The organism is Pedobacter sp. HDW13 (assembly GCF_011303555.1).
Classification (GTDB): domain Bacteria; phylum Bacteroidota; class Bacteroidia; order Sphingobacteriales; family Sphingobacteriaceae; genus Pedobacter.
In genome coordinates, this window is sequence record NZ_CP049868.1 from 3,283,995 (window position 1) to 3,306,934 (window position 22,940).

General features: G+C 41.1%; 16 protein-coding genes. 13 read left to right on the forward strand and 3 right to left on the reverse strand.

From position 1 onward, the window contains the following. Positions 1-21 precede the first annotated feature (21 nt). The gene (locus G7074_RS14030) at positions 22-921 is read right to left on the reverse strand and encodes an AraC family transcriptional regulator (RefSeq protein ID WP_166208961.1); all 900 of its coding nucleotides are present in this window, start codon (positions 919-921) and stop codon (positions 22-24) included. A gap of 183 nt (positions 922-1,104) precedes the next feature. Here G7074_RS14030 and G7074_RS14035 point away from each other — a divergent pair, with 183 nt between their 5' ends. The 10 genes from G7074_RS14035 (at position 1,105) to G7074_RS14080 (ending at position 13,792) form a co-directional block, all read left to right on the forward strand. Next, complete coding sequence (locus tag G7074_RS14035; protein ID WP_124558353.1) at positions 1,105-1,989, forward strand: sugar phosphate isomerase/epimerase; 885 nt, start codon at positions 1,105-1,107, stop codon at positions 1,987-1,989. 118 nt (positions 1,990-2,107) lie between these two features. Next, positions 2,108-3,274: a mandelate racemase/muconate lactonizing enzyme family protein gene (locus G7074_RS14040; protein ID WP_124558354.1), complete on the forward strand. Its 1,167-nt coding sequence runs from the start codon at positions 2,108-2,110 to the stop codon at positions 3,272-3,274. An 11-nt stretch (positions 3,275-3,285) separates the two neighbouring features. Next, positions 3,286-3,774 (forward strand): VOC family protein, encoded by a 489-nt coding sequence (locus G7074_RS14045; protein WP_124558355.1) that lies wholly within the window; start codon positions 3,286-3,288, stop codon positions 3,772-3,774. Next, positions 3,774-4,709, forward strand: coding sequence for a 2-hydroxyacid dehydrogenase (locus G7074_RS14050; protein ID WP_166208964.1), 936 nt, complete (start codon positions 3,774-3,776; stop codon positions 4,707-4,709). Before G7074_RS14045 ends, G7074_RS14050 begins: the two co-directional genes overlap by 1 nt. A gap of 21 nt (positions 4,710-4,730) precedes the next feature. Continuing rightward, on the forward strand, positions 4,731-5,588 hold the full coding sequence (locus tag G7074_RS14055; protein WP_124558357.1) for a ThuA domain-containing protein: 858 nt from the start codon (positions 4,731-4,733) through the stop codon (positions 5,586-5,588). A 12-nt stretch (positions 5,589-5,600) separates the two neighbouring features. Continuing rightward, complete coding sequence (locus tag G7074_RS14060) at positions 5,601-8,822, forward strand: PVC-type heme-binding CxxCH protein (RefSeq protein WP_166208967.1); 3,222 nt, start codon at positions 5,601-5,603, stop codon at positions 8,820-8,822. A gap of 399 nt (positions 8,823-9,221) precedes the next feature. Beyond that, positions 9,222-9,680 (forward strand): hypothetical protein, encoded by a 459-nt coding sequence (locus G7074_RS14065; protein WP_166208970.1) that lies wholly within the window; start codon positions 9,222-9,224, stop codon positions 9,678-9,680. Continuing rightward, positions 9,662-10,057: a hypothetical protein gene (locus G7074_RS14070; RefSeq protein WP_166208973.1), complete on the forward strand. Its 396-nt coding sequence runs from the start codon at positions 9,662-9,664 to the stop codon at positions 10,055-10,057. The genes G7074_RS14065 and G7074_RS14070 overlap by 19 nt, the downstream gene beginning before the upstream one ends. 84 nt (positions 10,058-10,141) lie before the next feature. Beyond that, positions 10,142-13,012, forward strand: a complete 2,871-nt coding sequence (locus tag G7074_RS14075; RefSeq protein WP_240916304.1) for an outer membrane beta-barrel protein — start codon at positions 10,142-10,144, stop codon at positions 13,010-13,012. Positions 13,013-13,279: 267 nt separating this feature from the next. Further along, positions 13,280-13,792 carry a hypothetical protein gene (locus tag G7074_RS14080; protein ID WP_166208976.1) on the forward strand — a complete coding sequence of 171 codons (513 nt, stop codon included), beginning with the start codon at positions 13,280-13,282 and terminating at the stop codon, positions 13,790-13,792. Between the two features lie 72 nt (positions 13,793-13,864). Here the strand turns inward: G7074_RS14080 and G7074_RS14085 are convergent, their stop codons facing one another. After that, entirely contained in the window at positions 13,865-14,068 is a 204-nt protein-coding gene (locus G7074_RS14085; RefSeq protein WP_166208979.1) for a helix-turn-helix transcriptional regulator, read from the reverse strand. Next, positions 14,056-14,784 carry an AraC family ligand binding domain-containing protein gene (locus tag G7074_RS14090; protein WP_166208982.1) on the reverse strand — a complete coding sequence of 243 codons (729 nt, stop codon included), beginning with the start codon at positions 14,782-14,784 and terminating at the stop codon, positions 14,056-14,058. Before G7074_RS14090 ends, G7074_RS14085 begins: the two co-directional genes overlap by 13 nt. A gap of 119 nt (positions 14,785-14,903) precedes the next feature. On the opposite strand from G7074_RS14090, the gene G7074_RS14095 reads away from it, so the two are divergent. The 3 genes from G7074_RS14095 to G7074_RS14105 are packed head-to-tail and all read left to right on the forward strand — an operon-like array spanning position 14,904 to position 22,928. Beyond that, positions 14,904-16,244, forward strand: coding sequence for a sugar porter family MFS transporter (locus G7074_RS14095; protein WP_124558362.1), 1,341 nt, complete (start codon positions 14,904-14,906; stop codon positions 16,242-16,244). A 56-nt stretch (positions 16,245-16,300) separates the two neighbouring features. Then, positions 16,301-19,666 (forward strand): DUF5107 domain-containing protein, encoded by a 3,366-nt coding sequence (locus G7074_RS14100; RefSeq protein WP_240916305.1) that lies wholly within the window; start codon positions 16,301-16,303, stop codon positions 19,664-19,666. Positions 19,667-19,679: 13 nt separating this feature from the next. Next, a complete protein-coding gene (locus G7074_RS14105) occupies positions 19,680-22,928 on the forward strand; it encodes a sugar-binding domain-containing protein (RefSeq protein WP_166208984.1) in 3,249 nt (1,082 codons plus the stop codon). Positions 22,929-22,940: the final 12 nt, after the last annotated feature.

Genomic DNA, 22,940 nt, shown 5'->3' on the forward strand with positions numbered 1-22,940 from the left:
TTAAACCGTTGCCCGAAGGTTTTAATCAGTATGCCGCAAAAAGGGCCGATCGGCATTGCTTTCCATAAATACCTTACGGTATTCCCTGGGCGATATACCTTGCCGGATCTTGAATTGCCTGTTAAAATAAGAAACATTATCAAAACCACAGGCATAACAGATGGCTGTGATATTGTTATCTTTCCCAATTAATAATTTTGTGGCATGACTTACCCTAATCTCATTTACAAACTGTGAGAATGTTTTGTGGGTGCTGTTTTTAAAATAGCGACAAAATGCAGCTTTGCTCATACAAGCGATGGAAGCCGCCGATTGGATGTCTATCTCCCGATGATAATTTTCGAATACATAATTGAATATGGAAGCCAGTTTTTTAGCATTACTTTCATTATGGCGTATTTTTCTGCTATCGTCTGTAATGAGTAATGCTCCTTGCTTACTGCTCAGCGAAAGCTCTTCCAATATCTGCAGCAACAGAATCAGGTTTTTCATTTGCTGGTTAGGCTGAAACTGGAAGAAGCGGGTGCTGGTTGAAGCCGCTGAAGTGTCGAATTTTATACCATATATCGATTGTTGCAACAGCTCCTTCACTGCCCTCAGTTCCAGGGTCTCAAAGAAATCCTTTCCCATAAAATCTGCAGAGAATTGCACTACAATGGCGTGCGCTACTTCTTCATCAGTTGTAGTTAGGATATCACTTGAAAAACAATGCACCAGCCCCGGCCCGAACATAAAGACATCTCCTTCCTTATAATTCATTACCTTATTGCCCACATACACCTGCCCTGAACTTTTTACAATCAAGATCAACTCATAGCTGTGGTGAAAATGAAAAGTACTGGTAAACTGTGGCTGACAGTATTCTTTAATTGCGAAACTGGCGTCCTCAGGAGTAGATATCGGTCGGTAAGAAACTTTCATAATTACTGTTTTTTGGTACAATAGTTATTTTTAGAAGCTAAATTTGACTATTAATGTAAATATAGTATCAAAAATGAGCAAATGAAGTATTTTTATTTCAATTGAAATCTGAATAAGTTTGTTTTACCCAGGCGCCGTTATACGCGGTGTCTGCATGATACTAACCAAAATATTATACCTGATATGGAACTTGCAATACACAATTGGATGCGTGCTGAAACGATAGAAACAACGATAAAAAGAGTTTCTGCGATTGGATATACCAGGCTCGAAGTTGCCGGGAACCCTGATCAGTACAATACAAAGGACGTAAGAAAACTAATGAAAGCGCATGGGCTGAGTTGCTGGGGTTCTGTAACATTAATGCTTGGCGAGCGTAACCTGCTGGCCAGTAATGAGGGGCAACGGGCAGCTTCCGTTCAGTACGTAAAAGATGTAGTGAAAATGGTGAAAGAACTTGATGGCCATATGGTTTCTGTTGTTCCTGCTACAGTAGGCAAGTTGGTGCCCGATGGCCGCAAGGAAGAGGAGTGGGGCTGGGCTGTTAACGCCATGAAAGAAATATACGAATACAGCGAAGCCGCAGGCGTACTGTTGGGCATTGAGCCTATTAACCGGTTTGAAACCTATTTTATTAACCGTGCCGAACAGGCATTGGCACTGGCTGCAGCAGTTGGCCCGAACTGTGGCGTATGTTTGGATACTTTCCACATGAATATCGAAGAAACAGATTTGTTTGAATCCATTAGGAAAGCGAAGGGGAAACTGGTAGGTTTTCATGTGGCAGATAATAACCGCATGGCACCGGGAATGGGAAATCTCAACTGGCAAAAGATCATCGATACCCTTCGGGAAATAAATTATAACGAGGTCCTTTCTGTAGAGTTTTGTGCCCCATTAGATCGTACTCCCGCCAATCCTTATCCTGGAGCTATAGACGAAAAGCCCGAAAACCTTAGTCCCGAGCAGGAGAAATTCCTGATAGACCATGGTAGCTCGTCGGTTACCGATGCATTTTATACCATGCTAACCCAACAATCATTTAATACCTTATCAAAACTTATTTAAGGTCTGAAAGGATCATAAGCATAGTGCTTAGCAACAGCAATGAGCCGTGACTGCATGCGATTAAACACTAGCGCCATACAAACACTTTCATAACCGATAAAAGACAAATTATATTTTAATGAAAATAACAAATGTAGAAGCATTTTGGTTACGTTGCCCCATACCTGAGGCGAAACAACACGTATCAGATTATGGGCTGCTTACCAATTTTGATATGACCCTTGTGGTAATCACAACAGATACAGGATTGCAGGGCTTTGGAGAAGCCAAGGCTGCAGTAGGCTCTTCAGGCGTATGTGCTTCCATTGTAAACTGTATAGAAAACGAACTCAAGCCCGTATTGTTGGGCAAGTCTGTAAAAGACATTACCCGGCTTTGGGAAGAAATGTATAATGGAACAAGAGACCATTATGCATTGTCGAGAGGAAGAAAATTCCCTATCCTTGGACGGCGGGGCCTTACGGTATCTGCCATGAGTGGGATCGATACCGCACTATGGGATTTGAAAGGCAAAATGCTGAACGTTCCAGTACTTGATTTGCTTGGCGGTGCCTGCAGAGATAAAATGCCTGCTTACGCAAGTGGGGGGTGGGCAGACCTGGAACATATAGGCGAGCAGTTGAATGGCTATGTGAGTAAAGGGTTTGGGGGAGTGAAAATGCGTGTAGGCGTAATGGATGGTACCGTACAGAAAAGTATAGATCGGGTAAAAGCAGCCAGAGCAGCACTGGCGCCTGAAATTAAGTTAATGGTTGATGCACACGGCACGTTCAGCGTACCCGAGGCAAAGCAATTTTGCCGGGGCGTAGAAGATTGTAACATCTATTGGTTTGAAGAGCCAGTTAGTCCCGACAATAGGAAAGGAACAGCAGAAGTAAGGGCTGCTACCCACATACCCATTGCCGCCGGCGAAAGTGAGTTTACCAGTTTTGATATACACGATCTTTTGCAAATCAGGGCTATAGATGTTGTTCAGCCCGATGCAGCCATTATTGGCGGCATTTCAGAAGCTATGCGGGCCGGGCATCTGGCCAGTGTGCACCAGGTAGAGCTGGCACCACATTGCTGGGGCTCAGCATTTTCTTTCATGGCAGGGTTAACTGTAGCATTCGCAAGCCCCTCGGCAACCATTATTGAGTTCTCTTTAGGAGGAAACCCCATGATGTACGACCTGGTGAACGAACAAATTAATGTAATCAACGGCGAAATTGCCGCACCTTCTGCTCCAGGACTGGGATTAACCCCTAACTGGGATTTTGTAAAACAGTTTAAACAGCCAGTATAAAATAATTAATTATGGCAAAGGCACTTAAAATTAATCATGTAACGCTCATTGTAGATAATCTGGAAAAAGCAGGAGATTTCTACAGGCAGGAACTTGGCCTTGAGCCACTCCCTGCTTTTAAGTTCGATTACCCTGTAATGTTTTTCAGGTTTAATGATGAACAACAATTGCATATTTCGGAATGGGAAGACCGCACGTCATTTCGCGGGCATATCTGTGTACAGGTAGACGATTTCAGCAGTATCTTTTTCCGCATGAAAGCGTTGAATGCCATTGATGTTAACCCCTGGGGGAAAGTGAGGGAATTGCCAGATGGAGCTATGCAGATGTTTGTACGCGATCCCGCTGGCAACCTGGTAGAAATTTCTTCAATACCTGGAGCTGAAGTAGACGAACGGATATTTAAAGATGAGCTTTATGAAGCAGGTTTATACGTTTCGAACAGGAACGATTTCAGAGGCTTAAAATCAGATGACGCTACTTTATACCATAAAAAGTAATGAAGAAAAACGTATTGTTACTCGAAACTATTGCCGAAGAAGCACTTTCGCTGCTAGCCGAAAATGCGCATGTATTCAAAGGATATGAAGCAGGTGGGCTAAATGAGGTTTTGGGAAAGGTAGAAATACATGCCGTTATTACCAGGGGGAAGGGGCAGATTGATAAGCCTTTAATGGATGCCTTTTCTAATTTGCAGGTGGTAGCCAGGTGCGGCGTGGGACTTGATAATGTGGATGTGGCTGAAGCGACAGCAAGAAAGATCAGGGTAGTTAATGCGCCGGGCAGTAATGCAGCCACTATTGCAGAACACACGCTCGCTTTAATGCTGATGGCAATGCGTAATTTATATCAGTCGGTAGAAAGGGTTAAACAGGGTGACTGGAACTGGCGTAACCAATATGCAGGAGATGAACTGAATGGCAAAACGCTTGGTATATTGGGCATGGGAAATATAGGGAAACGGGTGGCCAAACTAGCTGAGGCTTTTGGTATGAAGGTATTTTACTGGAGCAGAACAGCACGACAGCTGCCTATGGATGAAGTTTTAAAACAATCAGATATAGTAAGTTTACATCTTCCCTTAACTCCCGAAACGAATGAGATTATCGGGGCTAAGCAACTGACGTTAATGAAACCTGGATCATTCCTGATCAATACCGCAAGGGGCGCACTGATCAATCATGAGGCGCTTCTCGATGCGTTGAATGCAAATACCATTGCCGGATTTGCAGCAGATGTGCTGCCCGATGAACCACCCGTAGAGAGCCTTTCGGTTGTACAACATCCGCACGCAATTATTACCCCTCACGCAGCCAGTCTTACAGCCGCTACCTACCAGCGGATGTGCTTGCTTACCGTGAAGAATGTACTTGCCATACTTGGTGGCGGGCAGGCTGATTTAAATAGTGTATATAACCGCGATTCCTTTATTTGATAACCATTAATCCCTAATAAAATGAATAATTTTTGTGTTGGTTTATTATTAACCCTGAGTACAGTTCTTTGCTGTGCGCCATCTACGCAAAAGGCTAAAAAGCCACTCGTTGTTTTTGTGTGCGGCGATCATGAATATAGCGGAGAAGAAACGCTGCCCATTATTGCTGCCGAACTGGAAAAGAACTATGGCATGAGGGCCGTTGTACTCAAAGCATCTCCAGACCACAATAGCGAAGAAAATATTCCCGGACTGGAAATATTAAAAGAAGCAGATTTAGCTGTTTTCTACTTGCGGTGGCGAAGACTTCCCGCCGAACAACTTGCGCACATTGAAACCTACCTGAAGTCGGGAAAACCAGTAATGGGCTTTCGTACCACTACACATGCATTTAATTTCCCTAAGGGGCACCCCAGCGAAAAATGGAATGCTTTCGGTGAGTTCGCGTTAAATGCGCCTCCGGGCTGGGGCGGGAAAGCTAAACATACACACTATGGCCATAACAGCAGCACCGATGTGAGCATTGCTCCTGCGGCATCAAACAATCCTATTCTTACAGGCGTAGCAAAAGATTTTCACGTTCGCTCTTGGTTGTACCATGTAGTGCCCGATTATCCCACAAAAGGATCAACAACATTGCTTACAGGCAAAGCCGTAAATCCTGATAGAGCCGCCGTAGAAAATCCGGTAGCCTGGACAGGTACCAATACTTTCGGTGGAAAGGTTTTTATGACCACGATGGGGCATCCCGAAGATTTCAGAATTGAGGCTTTCCAACGCCTTGTAATTAATGCCATTCATGATGAACTGGGCTTAAAAGTGCCAAAGAAATGGAAAGGTAAAATGGATATCCAGGTACCATACCGTGTAGCTAAGTAAACCTGCTTAAAGATGACGAGAATAATAAAGATCAGCCTGTTGTGCCTCATCGTGGCAATACCCACAATGGTGATAATAAACGCCTTTAAATACAAAGCCTCGCCGCTTGTTATGGCTAAAGGCACACGTATTGCCCTGATTGGCAATAACCTGGGGTCGAGAATGATCAATTACGATAATTTTGAAACAGAATTGCAGCTTCGTTTCCCAACGCACCAATTATTTATTCGTAACATGTGTAACCCGGCAGAAACGCCCGGTTTCAGACCTCATGCAAGCAGAAATTCTCCCTGGGCTTTTCCCGGTGCAGAAAAGTTTCAGGTAGAGCGGGCTAACCTTGTTAAAAGAAAAGATGCAGGCGGTACATTAGAAATGGAAGATCCCGGAGAGGGCTTTTTTGAAACACCCGATCAATGGCTTACCAGGTTAAAAACAGATGTAATCATTTCCTTTTTTGGGTTTAACGAATCTTTTGAAGGGAAAGCGGGGCTTGATAACTATAAAGCCGAACTGGATGCCTTTATTAAATGGACGCTGAAACAAAAATATAACGGCACTTCAGGGCCACAGCTCGTCATCGTATCGCCCATTGCTTTTGAAAACCTTAAGGGTAAAACCAAATATGATTTGCCCGATGGTAAGCAGGAAAATGAAAACCTGCTACTGTACACCAATGCAATGAGAGAAGTGGCTGCTGCAAATAGGGTTCGCTTTGTTGATGTATTTAACCCGACACTAGAATGGTATAAAAATGCCTCAAGCCCATTAACCATTGATGGGTCTCAACTAAACGAAGAGGGTTATAAAAAACTCGGGGTCTTGCTTGCAGATCAGATTTTTGGAAAAAACGCAGCCGAAGCAGAAACGAACAGGAAGCTAGTGCATGATGCTGTAATGGAAAAAAACTGGATGTGGCTAAATGATTTTAAAATCCCTAACGGAGTGCACGTGTATGGTCGCAGGTATAAACCTTACGGGCCTGATAATTTCCCGGCAGAGATAAAGAAGATTCGCGAAATGACGCTGATCAGGGATACTGCCGTTTGGCTGGCAGCAGCTAAAGGACAGAAAATGGATATTGAGGCAGCTGATAAGCATACCACCGTTTTGCCAGAGGTAAAAACCAATTATACACCAAGTAAAAAAAATGGCAATCTTAAATACCTGATCGGGCAGGAAGCAGTAAACAGTTTAACTGTGCCGCCGGGGTTCAAAGTAGAATTATTTGCCTCAGAAACCGAATTCAGCTTTTTGGCCAAGCCCGTGCAGTTGTCATTTGATAACAAAGGGCGCTTGTGGGTGGCGGTAATGCCTACTTATCCACAATATAAGGTTGGAGACTCAAAGCCTAATGACAAGATCATTATTCTCGAAGATACCAATAACGACGGCAAGGCCGATAAACAAACCGTTTTTGCCGATGGCCTTCATTTACCGCTTGGCTTTGAAATTGCGGCAGAAGGGGTATATGTTGCCCAGGGAAATAATTTTATTCTGCTTACAGATACCGACGGGGATGATAAAGCTGATAAAAAGGAGATTTTGCTCAGTGGTTTTGATGATCACGATTCTCACCACAGCAGCCACGCGTATACAGCAGATCCCTCGGGAGCCATTTTTTCAGGAGAAGGCGTATTTCTGCGCACCAATATAGAAACTTCTTACGGACCTATTTATGCCACTAATGGCGGCTTTTACCGGTTTGACCCACGACGCAGGAAATTAGAGCGTACGGCGCAAATGGCTATTCCTAATCCATGGGGCATTACATTTGATGATTGGGGGCAACCTTTCTATGCCGAAACCTCCAGTCCTGATTTTCGTTGGATGCTTCCCGGAACAATCTTACCCCGATACGGACAGGCTAACCATAAGTCGAAACAACTGATAGAGGAAAAGCAGCTTGTAAGACCTACATCAGGCATTGAATTTGTATCCAGCCGCCATTTTCCCGATGAATTTCAGGGAGACTTCCTGATTAATAATACCATTGGTTTTCTGGGAACCAAACAACATACTTTGGAGGATGATGGTACTGGCTATAAAAGCCATTTTCGCATGGACCTGCTGGTGAGTAATGATCCTAATTTTCGACCGGTAGATCTGGAGTTTGCACCTGATGGTTCTTTGTATGTTATAGATTGGCATAATGTGCTCATTGGGCATATGCAACACAATGCCCGCGATCCCCTGCGTGATCATTCGCATGGCAGGATTTACCGCATTACTTATCCTTCAAGGCCCCTGGTAAAACCTGCTAAAATAGACGGAGCCAGCATTGAAGAGCTGCTTGATTATCTTAAACTACCAGAGTACAGAACCCGTTACCGCACCCGCAGAGAGCTGAGGGGGCGCGATGTTAATCAGGTGTTGGCTAAACTGAAAAGCTGGGCTGCAAAGCTGGATACCAACGATACCAGATATGAACATCATTTACTCGAAGCGCTTTGGGTAAGCTGGGGGATGAATAAAGTAGACCAACAGCTTTTAAAACAGCTATTGAAAGCCAAAGACTATCATGTAAGGGCTGCGGCTACAGAGGTGGTACGTTATACCGGGCATCAACTGCCCGACCAGGCAAACTTGCTGATGGAAGCCGCCAGGGATAAAAATAGCAGGGTAAGGTTAACAGCCATTGCCGCTGCCTCGTGGATAGGCAAAGAAAAAGGACTTCCGGTTTTAGCCGAAGCAAATAAATTGCCTTTGGATAGCTGGATGTTGCCGGCTTACCAGACAGCCGTAGCGCATTTGAACGGCAGAAATGTAGAAGAGGAAAAAGAAAAGAAAGAAAAAACGGCACTTACAGGCATTGCACTTGCCTTGTATAACGAAGGAAAAATTATTTATAATAAAGAGGGCTACTGCAAAACCTGTCATCAGGCAGACGGTAAAGGACTTGCTATTGCAGGCTTTCCGCCACTTACACCTAATAATTGGGTAAATGGAAACGATGACCGGCTGATTAAACTGGTGCTGAAAGGCGTAATGGGCCCAATAGAGGTGAATGGCAAAAAATATCCCGGCCAGGTTCCTATGACGCCTTTCGGCGGATTGCTGAAAGATCAGGAAGTAGCGGCAGTGCTCACCTATATTCGTAACTCGTTTGGGAATAAGGGTACTGCAATTTCGCCCGATAAAGTAAAAGCGATAAGGAAAGCCACTCAAAATAAAAAGGATTTTTACTCACCAGAGCAATTATTGAAAGAGCATCCTATGGAAAGTATTAAGAAATAGAAAATTCGTATACTAAAACAACGTTAAGCAATTAGAAGGTACAACTCATTCAGAATTTAAGCTTTGAGTTTTATCCCAATTTAAGGCAGGATTAATTGCTGTAATATTGCCGACAAATTAAGGGTAAGTTCGCAGTAAGTCCGCATATAAATCGCATTTCTTTGGTTAAATGCGGTTTATATGCTTTAAAGATGAACGGGAACAGCTGCTCTTAATTTGGCTATAATAGTTGTTCCGGTTCGTAATATTTTAGTGATGAAATAATGTTAAATGGTTCTTTTTAAGTTGTTTTTGATGTTTTGTGTTCCTTAAACCAGATTTTTTTAAACTAAACAATTAAGCCATCGGGTAAATTCTCAGTCTACTGCTTATAAATACCGAACTTAAACTATTTATGAGATGAGAAAAATGTACCTGGCTTTTTTTGCTTCCACTTTATTTATATCTGCATTTGCCCAAAAATCAAGCGATCGGAAAGGAAACCTCGCCCCGGGTGGAATTCGTATTGATGGCCATATTACAGAATGGAATGGATTGCCATTTACCGAGAATAAACGGACCAATTTAGATTATGTGCTGGCAAACGATGAGAAAAATTTATATCTCGTTATTAAATCGAAAGAACAGGCCAGTATATCTAAAATTATGCTCGGAGGGATCAGTTTTATCATCAATACCGATGGCAGGAAGAAAGATAAAGATGCTTATTCAATTACCTACCCATTGGTTAAAAGAGCAGGCAGGGGGCACAGGGCTTTGGTGCAAACCGGGGTGGTTTTGGTGGCGGCCAAAATCGTTCGGAACAAACTACTGCTCAGCGAGATTCAATTGCACTTGCTTTGCATAAAACCCAATTAGAAACAGTTAAAGAAATAAAGGTGCTGGGCTTTAAAGCTATTCAGGATACTTTAATTTCTATTTATAACGAATACAGCATTAAAACTGTTGCTGTTTTTGATGATGCTGGCGTATATACCTACGAATTATCTGTACCGCTTGCTCAGCTGGGTTTAAAAAGCAGCGATGCCAAAGAGATTGCCTTTCAAATTAAGCTGAATGGTTTAATTGCCGGTTCATTTGGCGGCAGAAATGGAGGAGGCAACGGCGGCGGCTTTGGTGGCGGTGGCAACCGGGGTGGTAGCGGAGCAAGAACCGGAGGGGGCTCAACCAATTTTCAGGATTTAATGCTACCTACCGATTTCTGGGATAAATACACATTGGCAAAAAATAAATAGCATCATTTTATACAAAAATGATCTGCACTTTTTGTATTAACCCCACTCCAACCAATTACTGCTAAGGCAACGCGCTAACCAAACATGAAAAAACTTTACAAGAACACCTTTTTTAATCTTTGCAAAACATTTGGAATTTTGATGCTGGTACTTTGTTTAAGCCAGAGTTTATATGCTCAAAACCAACCTAAAAAAGCAAAGGTACCTCCACCCATTGCCCGCAGGGAAGTAAGTGGTGTGGTTAAAGACGATACCAAACTGGGGATTCCGAGCTGTACTGTAAAGTTAACTTCTATCCATGATACTTTGGTAACCAGTACCAATGATGACGGGATATTTGTAATCAAAAACGTAAAAGAAGCTGTCTACACCTTAACGGTAAGTAGTTTGGGCTATAAAACGTTTGTGGGCAAATTTAAGCAGAATGATGTTACTCCCAGAATTGTAATGGACCCTATTTTCCTGAAGAACGAAGAGAATGCGCTAAAAGAAGTTACCATTAACGGAACGCCATCTATTACCTATAAAACCGATACCGTTGAGTATAAAGCCAGCGATTACATAGTACGCGAAAATGCGACTGTAGACGAACTTTTGAAGAAAATGGAAGGGATGGAAGTAGGAAGCGACGGTTCATTAACCCATCAGGGAAATACAATTACAAAAGCAAAGATAAATGGCAAAACCTATTTAGGAGGTGATGTAAGTTCGGCCATTCAGAATTTACCGGCAGAAATTGTAGATAAAATACAAATTGTTGATGATTATGGTGACCAGGCTGCAAGAACGGGAATTAAAGACGGCGATCCGGAAAAGATTTTAAACATTGTAACCCGTACAGATAAATCGGTAGGGAATTCGCTGCGCCTTGGGGCAGGTGCGGGTAATAATAAACGTTATGAGGGTTCACTATTTGCAACCCGTTTAAACCAAAACCAGGTTATAGGCATTAATGGCCGGATAAATAATACGGTTACCGGTGTGGCCAATAGCGGGGGCGATTCAAATGGCGGCGGCGGTGGTGGTAACCGTGGCGGTAATGGTGGTGGTGGAAACAATGGTGGAGGCAATTCATCAAGTGGCAGTGGTGGTACGGCAACTTCTGCAAGTCCGTCTTTTTCGTACCGCGATCAGCTGGGCAAGAAAATCAAGATCAATACCAATTACAGTTTCCGCTATAACGACAATAACTCGTCAAATATAAGCGAATCATTTAGCCCAACCATACCTTACAATACCCATACTTCAAGCGAAAGTTTGCGTAATTCTTCCTCAAAAACGCATAATTTTAGTTTTGAACTTGAAGATGATATTGACAGCGCAAACTTTATCCGTTTTTCGCCAAATATAAGCCTGAGCACAACCAATAACAGTACAATTTCATCAACTATTCAAACAATCAGAACGCGCCAGGATAGAAAGGGACTAAGCAGCAGCATTTCAACGCGTCCAAATATTAATGCAACAGCATTTTATCAGCATGTTTTTAAGAAACCACGAAGAAATTTATCGGTTCAGTTAACATTTGGCAATTCAGATGCCGATGCAACATCAGAGCAAAACAACAATATTTTGTATTATGATACCACCAATATAGTAACCAAAGATTCGTTGGTGCACCGTTTAATAGAGCGCAAAAACTTAACACGTAATTACAGGGCCAGTTTTACCTACGTAGAGCCGCTAACAAGTTCCACTCAAATTGAATTTAACAGCCAGGTTAATTACAACGGTTACGACAATAAGGCGATTACCAGTAACATTAATGCTTCAGGAAACAGCCAGATTGTAGATTCTTTGAGCAATATTTATGAATATTCGTTTACCCAATCGCGTGTAGCATTAAATTTCAGGTATGGATTGGGGAACGAAGCTAAAGTTCGTTTTTCTGCAGGTTTAACGGCTATTCCGGCGGTTTTAGCGGGTAGTAAAGCAAGCCTGGGCACCACTACCAGGCGTACCAGTTTTAATTTAATCCCCATTGCCCGTTTTCAGTATTTATGGTCAAAACAACACAGTATTCAGTTAAACTATTCGGGTAATGCAAATGAGCCAAGTTTCGATCAGATTCAACCGGTGCGCGATGAGTCGAACCCTCAAAATCCGGTAGTGGGTAACCCCGCTTTAAAAGTTACCTTTAGTCACTCAATTAATACTGCTTACAATAATTACATTGCAAACTCGAAATTAAACTACTCTATAAACGGTAATGCAACTTTTTCACAAAATAAAGTGGTTACCAACAGGGTGGTTATCGCGGGGCCTTATGGTAGCCAGTTAAACGAAACACATTACGTTAACTTAAATGGTAATTACAATTTAAATGGTAATTATTCAATTAACAAGCAGTTAAACGACCGGAAATATAACTTGGCATTTCGTGGTAATTTCTCTTACAACCACGGCGTTTCAATGAACAATAATGTGGCTTATGAAACCAATTCGTGGGTGTTTTACGAAAAATTTGGTCCGCGCATTACGCCTAACGACTGGGTGGAAGTAAACCCATCGGCTTCGTTTAACTTTACCAAATCGGCCAGTACCTTATCTACATCTTCATCAACCGATTTTAAAACCAAAACAACGGCCTTAAATATTGATGGCAAATTCTACTTCTTAAAAGGGTTTGAACTAGGCTATAGTGCAAGCAAAAATTTTGTAACCGGTATTAATGCAAACATTACCAGTAATCCGCTGGTGATAAACAGTTACCTGCAACGCGATTTCTGGCACCGAAGGATTTCGGCTACGGTGCAGGTTTTTGATATTTTAAATCAGAACAATTTTGTTAACCGTGATGTAAATGTGGATGGTAGTTATACCGATACAAAATCAAATGCCTTAAGCCGTTACTTTATGTTTAGGTTGAGTGCCAATTTGCAAAAATGGACCGGTGCCAGGGGGAGAAATGGCAACGGGATTATGCGCCGCGGTGATGGAAGTTTTATGAATTAAAGGAGGAAATAAGCTATTTAAATGCTATCATCTTGCTACCAACAAAGGGATAAGTTCGTAGTGAGTCCGCATATAGTCCGCGTTTTTGCACTCAAATGCGGATTTACTATAGATCTACAGTACACCATGGTGCCAGATGGTAAGCATCAGCCTGCTGTAAGGATGGACTGACCTAACTGTTTTGATATTATAAGCTTATGCCATTAAAGAGCGGTCCGTATAATTAAAGTAGCATTAAACTGCTATATTGCGCCAGCTTTTTCTGATATGATTAAATCTAAATTCCCTGGCCATCAGGTTATCGGTCAGTTTGTAATGACCGGGTTGTTAATACTGTATGGTTTCCTTTTTTATGCAGGTTTTTACGGTAAGAAACCGGTACCATTATTTTCGGGCTTAGGTGTACTTGTTGTTTTCGTAACAGTAGCGCAGTCGGTTTACATTATTGCCCAAATGAAATTAAATTACAAAAGGGTTATTATCGACACCAATTTAAAAACCATTTCTTTTAAAATGTTTCTGTTACCCATAACCAGAACTTATCATATGGATTATTTTGATGGCTATATCAATACACTTGTAAAAGATAAGTACGGTAAATACCCATGTTTTTATCTGGTAAAAGAAGGTAAGCTGATGTATAAAATGTCTGGACGATTTTATAGTAACCTCGATGAACTTCGCGAAGGCTTATCTTGTCTGAAAGATTTAGGTTTCATGAAATATTCTTTTTCACAATCGCTAAAAATAGCTTTTGGCTGTAGAATAGGAATTGCATAAACCATTTTGGGTAATGGTTATATCCTTTTCATTATAATACAAATTGCAATGATCCTTAATGTAGCCATTTGGTTAAATTTTTGGCTCTGCCTCCTCATGCTCCTTTCTTTTGGCCCTATAAGTTTTGGGCGACATGCCCATTTGCTTTTTAAAAAGACGTGAAAAATAGAAGGGGTCATTCATGCCAATTTCAATGGTTATTTCTTTTATGCGCATTGGTGTAAACATCAAAAACTGACAAGCTTTTTGCAACTTAAGGTGGTTTACATATTCCATTGGGGGTAGCCTGTTTTTTGCTTAAACAAAAAGGATAAATGAGAAGGAGATACATTTAAATCTTTGGCCATCTGCTGTAAAGATAAGGTTAGCTGGATATTTTTGGTCATGTAATCGATCGCTCTGTTTACAATTCCCGTATCCTGGTTCGTTTTATCTATATCAAACTTGCTATGGTGAGCAAAACTTCCTAAAAAGTGGTAGAAACAAAGACTGGAATATTCCATGTTTTCAACACTATACCCACGTTCGAGCTGATGGTATATCGTTTCGAAAAGTTCTATTCTCTTACCCGAATAATGAATGAATTCTTTGTTGTTATTTAGCTTTAGTGTGGTATCATGTACTATCGAATCAGCGTTTCGTCCGGTAAAATGCGCCCAATAAATTGTCCATGGATTATTTTCCAAACTTCCGTAAACATGTTCAGTACCTTTTGGGATAATAAAGAAATCATTGGGCTCTACTTTATGTATTTTCTTTCCTATTTTAACCGTTCCCTGCCCTTCTGTACAATAGATGAGGATGTGTTCATTTGTTCCCTGTGCCCGTTTTCTATAGTGAAAGCGCGCTTTTGGGTAATATCCTATACTGCTTACACACATGCTTTTGATTATATCATTGCTTGCACATGTTTTTGATAGTATTCTTTTGGGGATGATTACGGCCCTTTGTCCTTCAAAACCATCATTTTTTTTAATTGTACTTTTTATCATACTCCTTTTTCTATGATCGTAAGAAAATCCATTATTATCCTCAATCCGTGCATTTGAAAATCATGGTGCTTTGCTGATGTTTGTGTATCACTGTTTAGTATTTATCAACAACCAAATATATGCACTTAATAGCTCAAAGCAAATTTAACACCGGCTACATTACTTTCATCTCCCTGCTTGCAGCGGGTGGTGGCTATCTTTTTGGGTTCGACTTTGCTGTCATTTCAGGCAGCTTGCCGTTTTTAGAAAAACAGTTTCAACTTACGCCTTACTGGGAAGGCTTTGCAACAGGTAGTTTGGCTCTAGGGGCCATGTTGGGTTGCATTATAGCAGGTTACGTATCAGATGCTTATGGCCGCAAGCCAGGTTTAATGATTGCAGCATTTACGTTTTTAGCCTCCTCTTTTGCTATGGCTATGTCACCAAACCGCGATTTCTTTATCGCATCGAGGTTTTTTTCGGGCATAGGAGTAGGCATGGCCTCCATGCTGTCGCCTATGTACATTGCCGAGCTTGCCCCACCCAAATTTAGGGGAAGGTTGGTTGCCATTAATCAGCTAACCATTGTACTGGGTATTTTAATTACCAACCTGATCAATTACACTCTCCGAGATACCGGTGATGATGCCTGGCGATGGATGTTCGGGCTTGGTGCCGTACCCTCGGGCTTATTTTTTATTGGTGTGTGGCTACTTCCCGAAAGTCCGAGGTGGTTGGTGCAAAAGGGAAAAGATGAACAGGCACTAAAAGTTTTAAATAAGATTGGCAATAGCGAATTTGCTACCGATGCTTTAAAAAGTATAGCGCAAACACTAAATAGTAAATCCAATACTGTACAAGCCAGCATTTTTAACAAAATGTATTTTCCGGCGGTAATAATTGGGATTGGCCTGGCCATTTTTCAGCAGTTTTGCGGCATTAATACTGTTTTTAACTATGCACCTAAATTATTCGAAAGCATAGGTACTTCTCAGGATGATCAGCTACTGCAAACCGTATTTATTGGAGCCGTAAACGTGGTGTTTACTGTTTCTGCCATGTTTTTGGTTGATAAAATTGGCAGAAAACCCTTAATGCTTATCGGCGCTGGTGGTTTAGCCATTTTGTATGTTATTATCTCTCAATTACTGGCATCGGGTTCTACATCAGTTTCCTGGTTTTTATTAAGTGCCATAGGTGTTTATGCTGTTTCGCTGGCACCGGTTACCTGGGTATTAATTTCTGAGATATTCCCCAATAAAGTTAGGGTAAAAGCAACTACCTGGGCAATACTGTGCCTGTGGGGTGCCTATTTCGTACTGGTATTTACTTTCCCCATTTTATTCGATTGGCTTAAAGAAGATACTTTTTACATCTACGCCGTAATATGCACCATTGGCTGTTTAGCCATTTGGAAATTTGTAAAAGAAACCAAAGGAAAAACCTTAGAAGAAATTGAAGGCATACAAATAGTGCATTAAAGCATAGCGGCGAGAATGCCGGCATCCGAAACTGAGTTTAATATGAACAGCACATATTGAAAAATCAAGATCAATATTATTTAAGCAATAACCATTTACGTATAAATATGCAAGTAAAAGCCTGGGAAGAAATAGTGATTATCCCGACCTATAAAACCAGTGAGCCAGATAAGAACCCGATGTTTCTCGAAAAGAGAATTTATCAGGGCAGTAGCGGAGTTGTTTACCCCCATGCTGTAATAGATCAGGTGTACGATGAAAAAACAGAGCAGGAGTATCAGGCCGTTTTTTTAGAGAACGAATTTATTAAAATTATGATTTTGCCAGAGCTGGGTGGCCGCATTCAGATGGCATACGATAAAACAAACGATTATCATTTTGTTTATTACAATCAGGTTATTAAACCCGCGTTGGTGGGCTTAACAGGCCCATGGATATCGGGTGGAATAGAATTTAATTGGCCGCAACATCATCGGCCAAGTACCTTCGAACCGGTCGATTTTATGATTGAAACACATGCCGATGGCAGTAAAACCGTATGGGTTAGTGAAATAGAAAAAATGTTTCATACCAAAGGAATGGCTGGTTTTAAGCTTTATCCTGATAGTGCTTATCTTGAAATTACAGGCAAATTATACAACCGTACAGCATTACCGCAAACATTTTTATGGTGGGCCAATCCGGCTGTTGCCGTAGATGAGCACTATCAATCGGTTTTTCCGCCCGATGTTACGGCAGTTTACGATCACGGTAAAAGAGATGTATCGCTTTTTCCGATAGCCAAAGGAACCTATTATAAAAAAGACTACTCTCCCGGAACTGATATTTCATGGTATAAGAATATACCTGTGCCAACTTCTTTTATGGCTGTAGGATCTGATTTTGATTTTGTAGGTGGTTATCACCATCAAAAAAAGGCGGGGCTCTTACATATTGCCAATCATCACATTTCGCCCGGTAAAAAACAATGGACCTGGGGCGATGGGAATTTTGGACAAACCTGGGATAGGCATTTAACCGATGAAGATGGACCTTATGTAGAAATTATGACAGGCGTTTACACAGATAATCAGCCTGATTTTTCGTGGATAATGCCTAATCAGGAAATTACGTTTACCCAATATTTTCTGCCTTATAAAGAAATTGGTTATGTTAAAAACGCTACAAAACATGCCCTCGTTAATTTAGAATTTAGTGGAGAAACGGCCTTTGTTAAAGTATATGCTACATCGAAACAGGAGCTTGCACATATCCAATTGAAGTTAAAAGGGGAGGTTGTTTTTTCTTGTCAGGAAAACCTGTCTCCACTTAAAGCTTTCGAAGCAGAAATTACTTTGCCTATTGGATACATCGCGCAGGATGTAACGCTAATGGTAAGCAATAGCGCAGGAGAAAAATTGGTCGACTATTCGCCAATAGCGGTAAAAGATGTTGATGTTTCGCCAGAACCCGCCAAGCCATTGGCGGAACCGGCTGCAATGAAAACCAACGAGGCACTTTACATGGCTGGCCTTCATTTAGAACAATACAGGCATGCCACTTATGCAGCAAAAGATTATTATGAAGAAGCATTGAAACGCGATGATACAGACGTTAGGAACAACAATGCTTTAGGCCTTTATTATTTTAGGAGGGGGCAATTTGAAATTTCTGAAAGGTATTTTGAAAAGGCGGTTACTACCTTGTTAAAGTACAATCCAAATCCGTACGATGGCGAACCACTGTATAATTTAGGTTTAAGCTTATTGTATCAGGGCAAAATTAATGCAGCTTATGATAAATTTTACAAGGCCGCATGGAACGTTGCCCAACAGGATAACGCTTATCTGCAACTTGCCAAAATAGAAGCCATTAAAAATAATTGGCCCGAAGCATTAGCATTGGCAGATCGTGCACTGATACGGAATGCCCATGGTTTTAAGGCAAGGCACTTAAAAACGCTATTGCTGCGGAAATTAAACAAATTAGACGATGCTGCAAAGTTAGCTTTAGAAACACTTTCGATTGATAATTTCGATTTTGGTTCTATATATGAATTATGCCTCATTCATCAGCAAAGCCCTGCCCAGGTTGATGTATGGGAGAGGATTTTAAATGAACGGTTAAGAGATAATGTACATAGTTACATTGAAATAGCGATCGATTACGCGGCTTGTGGCAGATATGAAGAAGCAATAGGCTTATTGTTACGCTGCGAAAACAAAGAACAGCAACCCTTATATTTTTATTATCTGGCCAACTATTATGCCCGGTTGGGAAAGCTGGAAAAGGTTGAACAGTATTTAACCAAAGGTTTCGAACTGAGCCCCGATAAAGTGTTCCCTAATCGTTTAGAAGACATTGACGTTTTAACGTTTGTTAATAAAGAAAACCCCAATGATTATAAAGCGTTTTATTATCTGGGCAATTTATGGTACGATAAAAGGCAATATGCAGCAGCCATAAACTGCTGGAATACTTCGGCTACTATTAATCCCGATTTTGCATCGGTAAACCGTAACCTGAGTATTGCTTACTATAATAAAGATAAAAATGAAGAGAAAGCTTTGGCCTTTATGGAAAAAGCCTTTTTTAACGATGTTACCGATGCCCGTGTGTTATTGGAGCTGGATCAATTGCATAAAAGATTAAATTATTCAATTACCTATCGGTTAACTTTTCTGGAGAAATATAAAGAACTGATCCAAAAAAGAGATGATTTATATCTGGAGTACCTTACCTTAAAAAACCTTAATGGAAATCTCGATGAGGCCTTAGCATTGTTAATGGGGCGTAAATTTCATCCCTGGGAAGGTGGCGAAGGCAAGGTGAGTATGCAATACGTGTTTTCGAAGATTGGTTTGGCTAAAGCAGCTATCAGCAACGGCGAATATGAAGCAGGGATACAATTGTTTAATGATGCTACTGTTTATCCCGAAAACTTAGGCGAAGGTAAGTTGTACGGCACGCGTGAAAACGATGTTGACTACTGGCTTGGGGTGGCTTACCGTAATTTAGGCGATGAGAAAAAAGCCGAAACATATTTTACAAGGGCAAGCCTGGGCGATATGGAGCCTGCAGCAGCCATTTTTTACAATGATCCACAACCTGATGCCATATTTTACCAGGGATTAGCCTACCGGGAACTGCAAAATAATGATGCCGCAAACCAAAAATTTAACAGCTTAATCAGCTATGGTAAAAGCCATGTAAACGATCATATTAAACTGGATTATTTTGCTGTGTCGTTGCCCGATCTGATGATTTTTGATGATGATCTGAACAAACGGAATAAAGTTCACTGCCTGTATATGACTGCATTGGGATATGCAGGATTACAGGATAATGACCTGGCAGAACAAAGTATAATTGAATTGCAGCTTATGGATAATAGCCATTTAGGGATAAGAACAATTGTGAAAAATACTTCGAATGTTAAATAGTGAACTAATTATAATGAAAAGAACAAAAAGATACCAGGCCGTTATTGGGGCTTTGGTTTTTATTGCCCTGCTCTCTTTCCAAGTAAACAGTAAGGCGCAGAATATAATATCATTGGCCGGAAAGTGGTCTTTTGAATTAGATCCTGATAGCCTGGGATATAAAGAAAACTGGTCTGAAAAGCACCTAAGCAGTGATATACAATTACCTGGTACCACTGATGAGGCAGGATATGGAACTGTAACCAAAGGCTCTGATTACGGCATACTTACCCGTGCCCATAAATATGTTGGTGCGGCATGGTATCAAAAAAAAATAACCATCCCTGCTGGTTGGAACAATAAAAACGTTAATCTTTTTTTAGAGCGGGTATTGTGGGAAAGCAAAGTATATGTGGACGGGAAAGAGGTTTCAACCCTTTCGCCATTGTATGTTGCGCATAAGCACCCCTTAGGCAGATTAACAAAAGGAACGCATATTATTACGCTTTGCATAAACAATGAACTGGTGCATAACATTGGCGATAAAGGCCATGGTTATTCAGAGTACACTCAAAGTATATGGAATGGTGTTATTGGGCGTATCGAGTTGCAAAAACAAGAAGATTTAGCAATTAATGCTGTAAAAACTTATCCCGATGTATCGGCAAAAAGCTTACGTTTAGAGGCATTTGTAATGAACTGGCAGCAAAAGAAATCGCCATTGGTGCTTACGGCCACGCTAACCGATAAGCAATCGGGAAAGGTTATCCGCACTCAAAAACAGAATTTTATTGCCAAAGCTGGCGAAGCTAAGTACGATATTATACTCAATCAGTTAAGCGGAATTAAAACCTGGGATGAGTTCGATCCGGCGTTATACCAGGTTACCCTGCAATTAAAAAGTGGTTTGGTGCAAAGCCAATGGACTGATGTAATTGGTTTCAGGAAATTAGGCACCACAGCACATAAAATTTTAGTAAACGATAAAGTTTCGTACATCAGGGGAAACTTAGATTGTGTGCATTTTCCAATAACCGGTTATCCATCAACGCTTGATAAAGATTGGGAAAAGATTTTTCAAAAGTATAAAGATTATGGGTTAAATACCGTTCGTTTCCACTCCTGGTGCCCGCCAGAGGTTGCCTTTAGGGTAGCCGATAGGATGGGGATTTACATACAGGCAGAAGTTTTATGGATTGATTGGTGGATGTCTCAGCCTAATCCAGATCGACCGGAGATGGATACCAGGGGGTTCCCGCAGGGTTTAGGTAAAAATCCCGATGGCGATAAGTTTGTTCAGGAAGAGATGAAGCGTATAGTAGATACTTATGGCAATCATCCATCCTTCCTTTTCTTCTGCATAGGTAACGAATTGGGCAATTCTGATTTTACCGTAATGCAAGAGTGGATAAGGAAAGTTAAAAAAGAAGATCCGAGACGTTTATATGCTGTTTCTACCGCCAGAAAAATTACTGAGGTTGATGATTATATGGTTACCCATAACATTCCAGGTGTGGGTGGAACTTATGGCAACAGTATAAATAAAACAGATGCAGGCCTGGAAAAGAATTACAGTAAAGCAACCATTCCCATTATTGCGCACGAGGTTGGTCAATACCCTGTATATCCCGAATGGAAAGAGATTGATAAGTATAAAGGCGTATTAAAAGCCCGTAATCTGGAAGGTTTTAAAGAAATGGCGAAAAAGAATGGTATAGTAAGCCAGGATGTAGATTTTCATAAAGCCAGTGGAGCTTTGCAGCAGTTGTTGTATAAAAATTTAATAGAAAATGTACTTCTGGCACCATCAAGCGCTGGCTTTCAGCTGCTGAGCATGCAAGATTATCAGGGGCAAGGTGAAGCATTAATAGGTTGGTTAGATGCTTTTTGGGATGACAAAGGCATAACCGACCCAAAAGTTTTCAGGCAGCACTCCAATGCCGTTGTACCATTAATCCGCATTAACAGCTTTACCTTTACGCAAAGCGATACCATTAAACTATCAATGGAGGTAGCCAATTATTTTAAAAACGATGTTAATGCTAAACTAAACTGGCAGTTAACTGATGAGCTGGGTAATGTGATAAGGGACGGTACTGCTGCTGCAAGTAGCTTTCCTCAGGGTACTTTAACCGCTGCCGGGCAGTTAAATATCGAATGCCTTAACCTACCTGCGGAGGCTAAAAAATATACCTTTAGTTTGCATCTGGCTGGTACAACATATAGCAATTCGTGGCCATTATATGTGTTTCCCAAAGAGCAAAAAAATACGGCTAATGATATTTATGTAGCTACAGAATGGAATGCTAAGGTAGATAGCGTTTTAAATGGCGGCGGGAAAGTATTGCTTATTGCCAATAAACTGGGGACAAAAAATACCTCAAAGGCCGTTTCATTTACACCACTTTTTTGGTCGAGTAGCTTTTTCCCCGGGCAGGGTAACGAAACGCTGGGCTCGCTAATTAACGTGCAGAGTGGTGCTTTTAAAAATTTTCCGACAGATAATTATGCAAGCTGGCAATGGTATAAAGCAGGTAGTGGTGCTAAATATTTTGACCTCTCGGCAATGCCCGAAGCGTTTAAGCCCTTAGTGCAGCCAATTTCTGATTTTCATTACAACAAAAAACTAGGCAGTATTTTCGAAACCCAGGCTGGTGCTGGTAAATTGTTGGTTTGTGGCTATGATTTAACAAAATCAGATAATGCTTATCTACAACAATTAAGGTATAGTTTAATCCATTATATGCAGGGTAATGAATTTAATCCTGTTATGGCGCTACCTAAAGAAAAGCTTAAAGAAATCGTAGCAAAAGTTCCAACAGCAGAGAACCAGAGTCCATTACCCGATCAATTTAATAATGCCATACTTTATATTAATGCCGGTAAAAAAAGCAATAGCACCAGGAGCGACTGGAGTAATGTTTTGGATGAAGTTGTGGTAAATAAAGGGTTTACTTATGAGGTGGCGGGGGCAAAGGTTTACAAGGAAAAAGAAACAGGTAGCTGGATTGCCAAACGGATGAATATTAATATTGCACCACCCAACGGAATAAAAGGTTATGTGTATCTGCATTTCAACAATCCTGCTCAGTCAAAAACATCGGGTATTGTTTCTTTAGAGGGTAGAGAACTGGCCATTGGCAAGATACCTGTTTCTGGTAAATGGGTGAAAATATTTATGATGCGTGAAGATACCAATGATGGGAAATTGAATATAAATATTACTTCGGATGGTGCTGCAAATATTGAAATAGATAAATTAGTTGTCGTACCGGAAGACTAAATTATTGGCGAC

Coding starts and splice junctions, on each gene's coding strand:
- G7074_RS14030 (WP_166208961.1), bottom strand. CDS start 921: ATGAAAGTTTCTTACCGACCGATATCTACTCCTGAGGACGCCAGTTTC.
- G7074_RS14035 (WP_124558353.1), top strand. CDS start 1,105: ATGGAACTTGCAATACACAATTGGATGCGTGCTGAAACGATAGAAACA.
- G7074_RS14040 (WP_124558354.1), top strand. CDS start 2,108: ATGAAAATAACAAATGTAGAAGCATTTTGGTTACGTTGCCCCATACCT.
- G7074_RS14045 (WP_124558355.1), top strand. CDS start 3,286: ATGGCAAAGGCACTTAAAATTAATCATGTAACGCTCATTGTAGATAAT.
- G7074_RS14050 (WP_166208964.1), top strand. CDS start 3,774: ATGAAGAAAAACGTATTGTTACTCGAAACTATTGCCGAAGAAGCACTT.
- G7074_RS14055 (WP_124558357.1), top strand. CDS start 4,731: ATGAATAATTTTTGTGTTGGTTTATTATTAACCCTGAGTACAGTTCTT.
- G7074_RS14060 (WP_166208967.1), top strand. CDS start 5,601: ATGACGAGAATAATAAAGATCAGCCTGTTGTGCCTCATCGTGGCAATA.
- G7074_RS14065 (WP_166208970.1), top strand. CDS start 9,222: ATGAGAAAAATGTACCTGGCTTTTTTTGCTTCCACTTTATTTATATCT.
- G7074_RS14075 (WP_240916304.1), top strand. CDS start 10,142: ATGAAAAAACTTTACAAGAACACCTTTTTTAATCTTTGCAAAACATTT.
- G7074_RS14080 (WP_166208976.1), top strand. CDS start 13,280: ATGATTAAATCTAAATTCCCTGGCCATCAGGTTATCGGTCAGTTTGTA.
- G7074_RS14085 (WP_166208979.1), bottom strand. CDS start 14,068: ATGGAATATGTAAACCACCTTAAGTTGCAAAAAGCTTGTCAGTTTTTG.
- G7074_RS14090 (WP_166208982.1), bottom strand. CDS start 14,784: ATGATAAAAAGTACAATTAAAAAAAATGATGGTTTTGAAGGACAAAGG.
- G7074_RS14095 (WP_124558362.1), top strand. CDS start 14,904: ATGCACTTAATAGCTCAAAGCAAATTTAACACCGGCTACATTACTTTC.
- G7074_RS14105 (WP_166208984.1), top strand. CDS start 19,680: ATGAAAAGAACAAAAAGATACCAGGCCGTTATTGGGGCTTTGGTTTTT.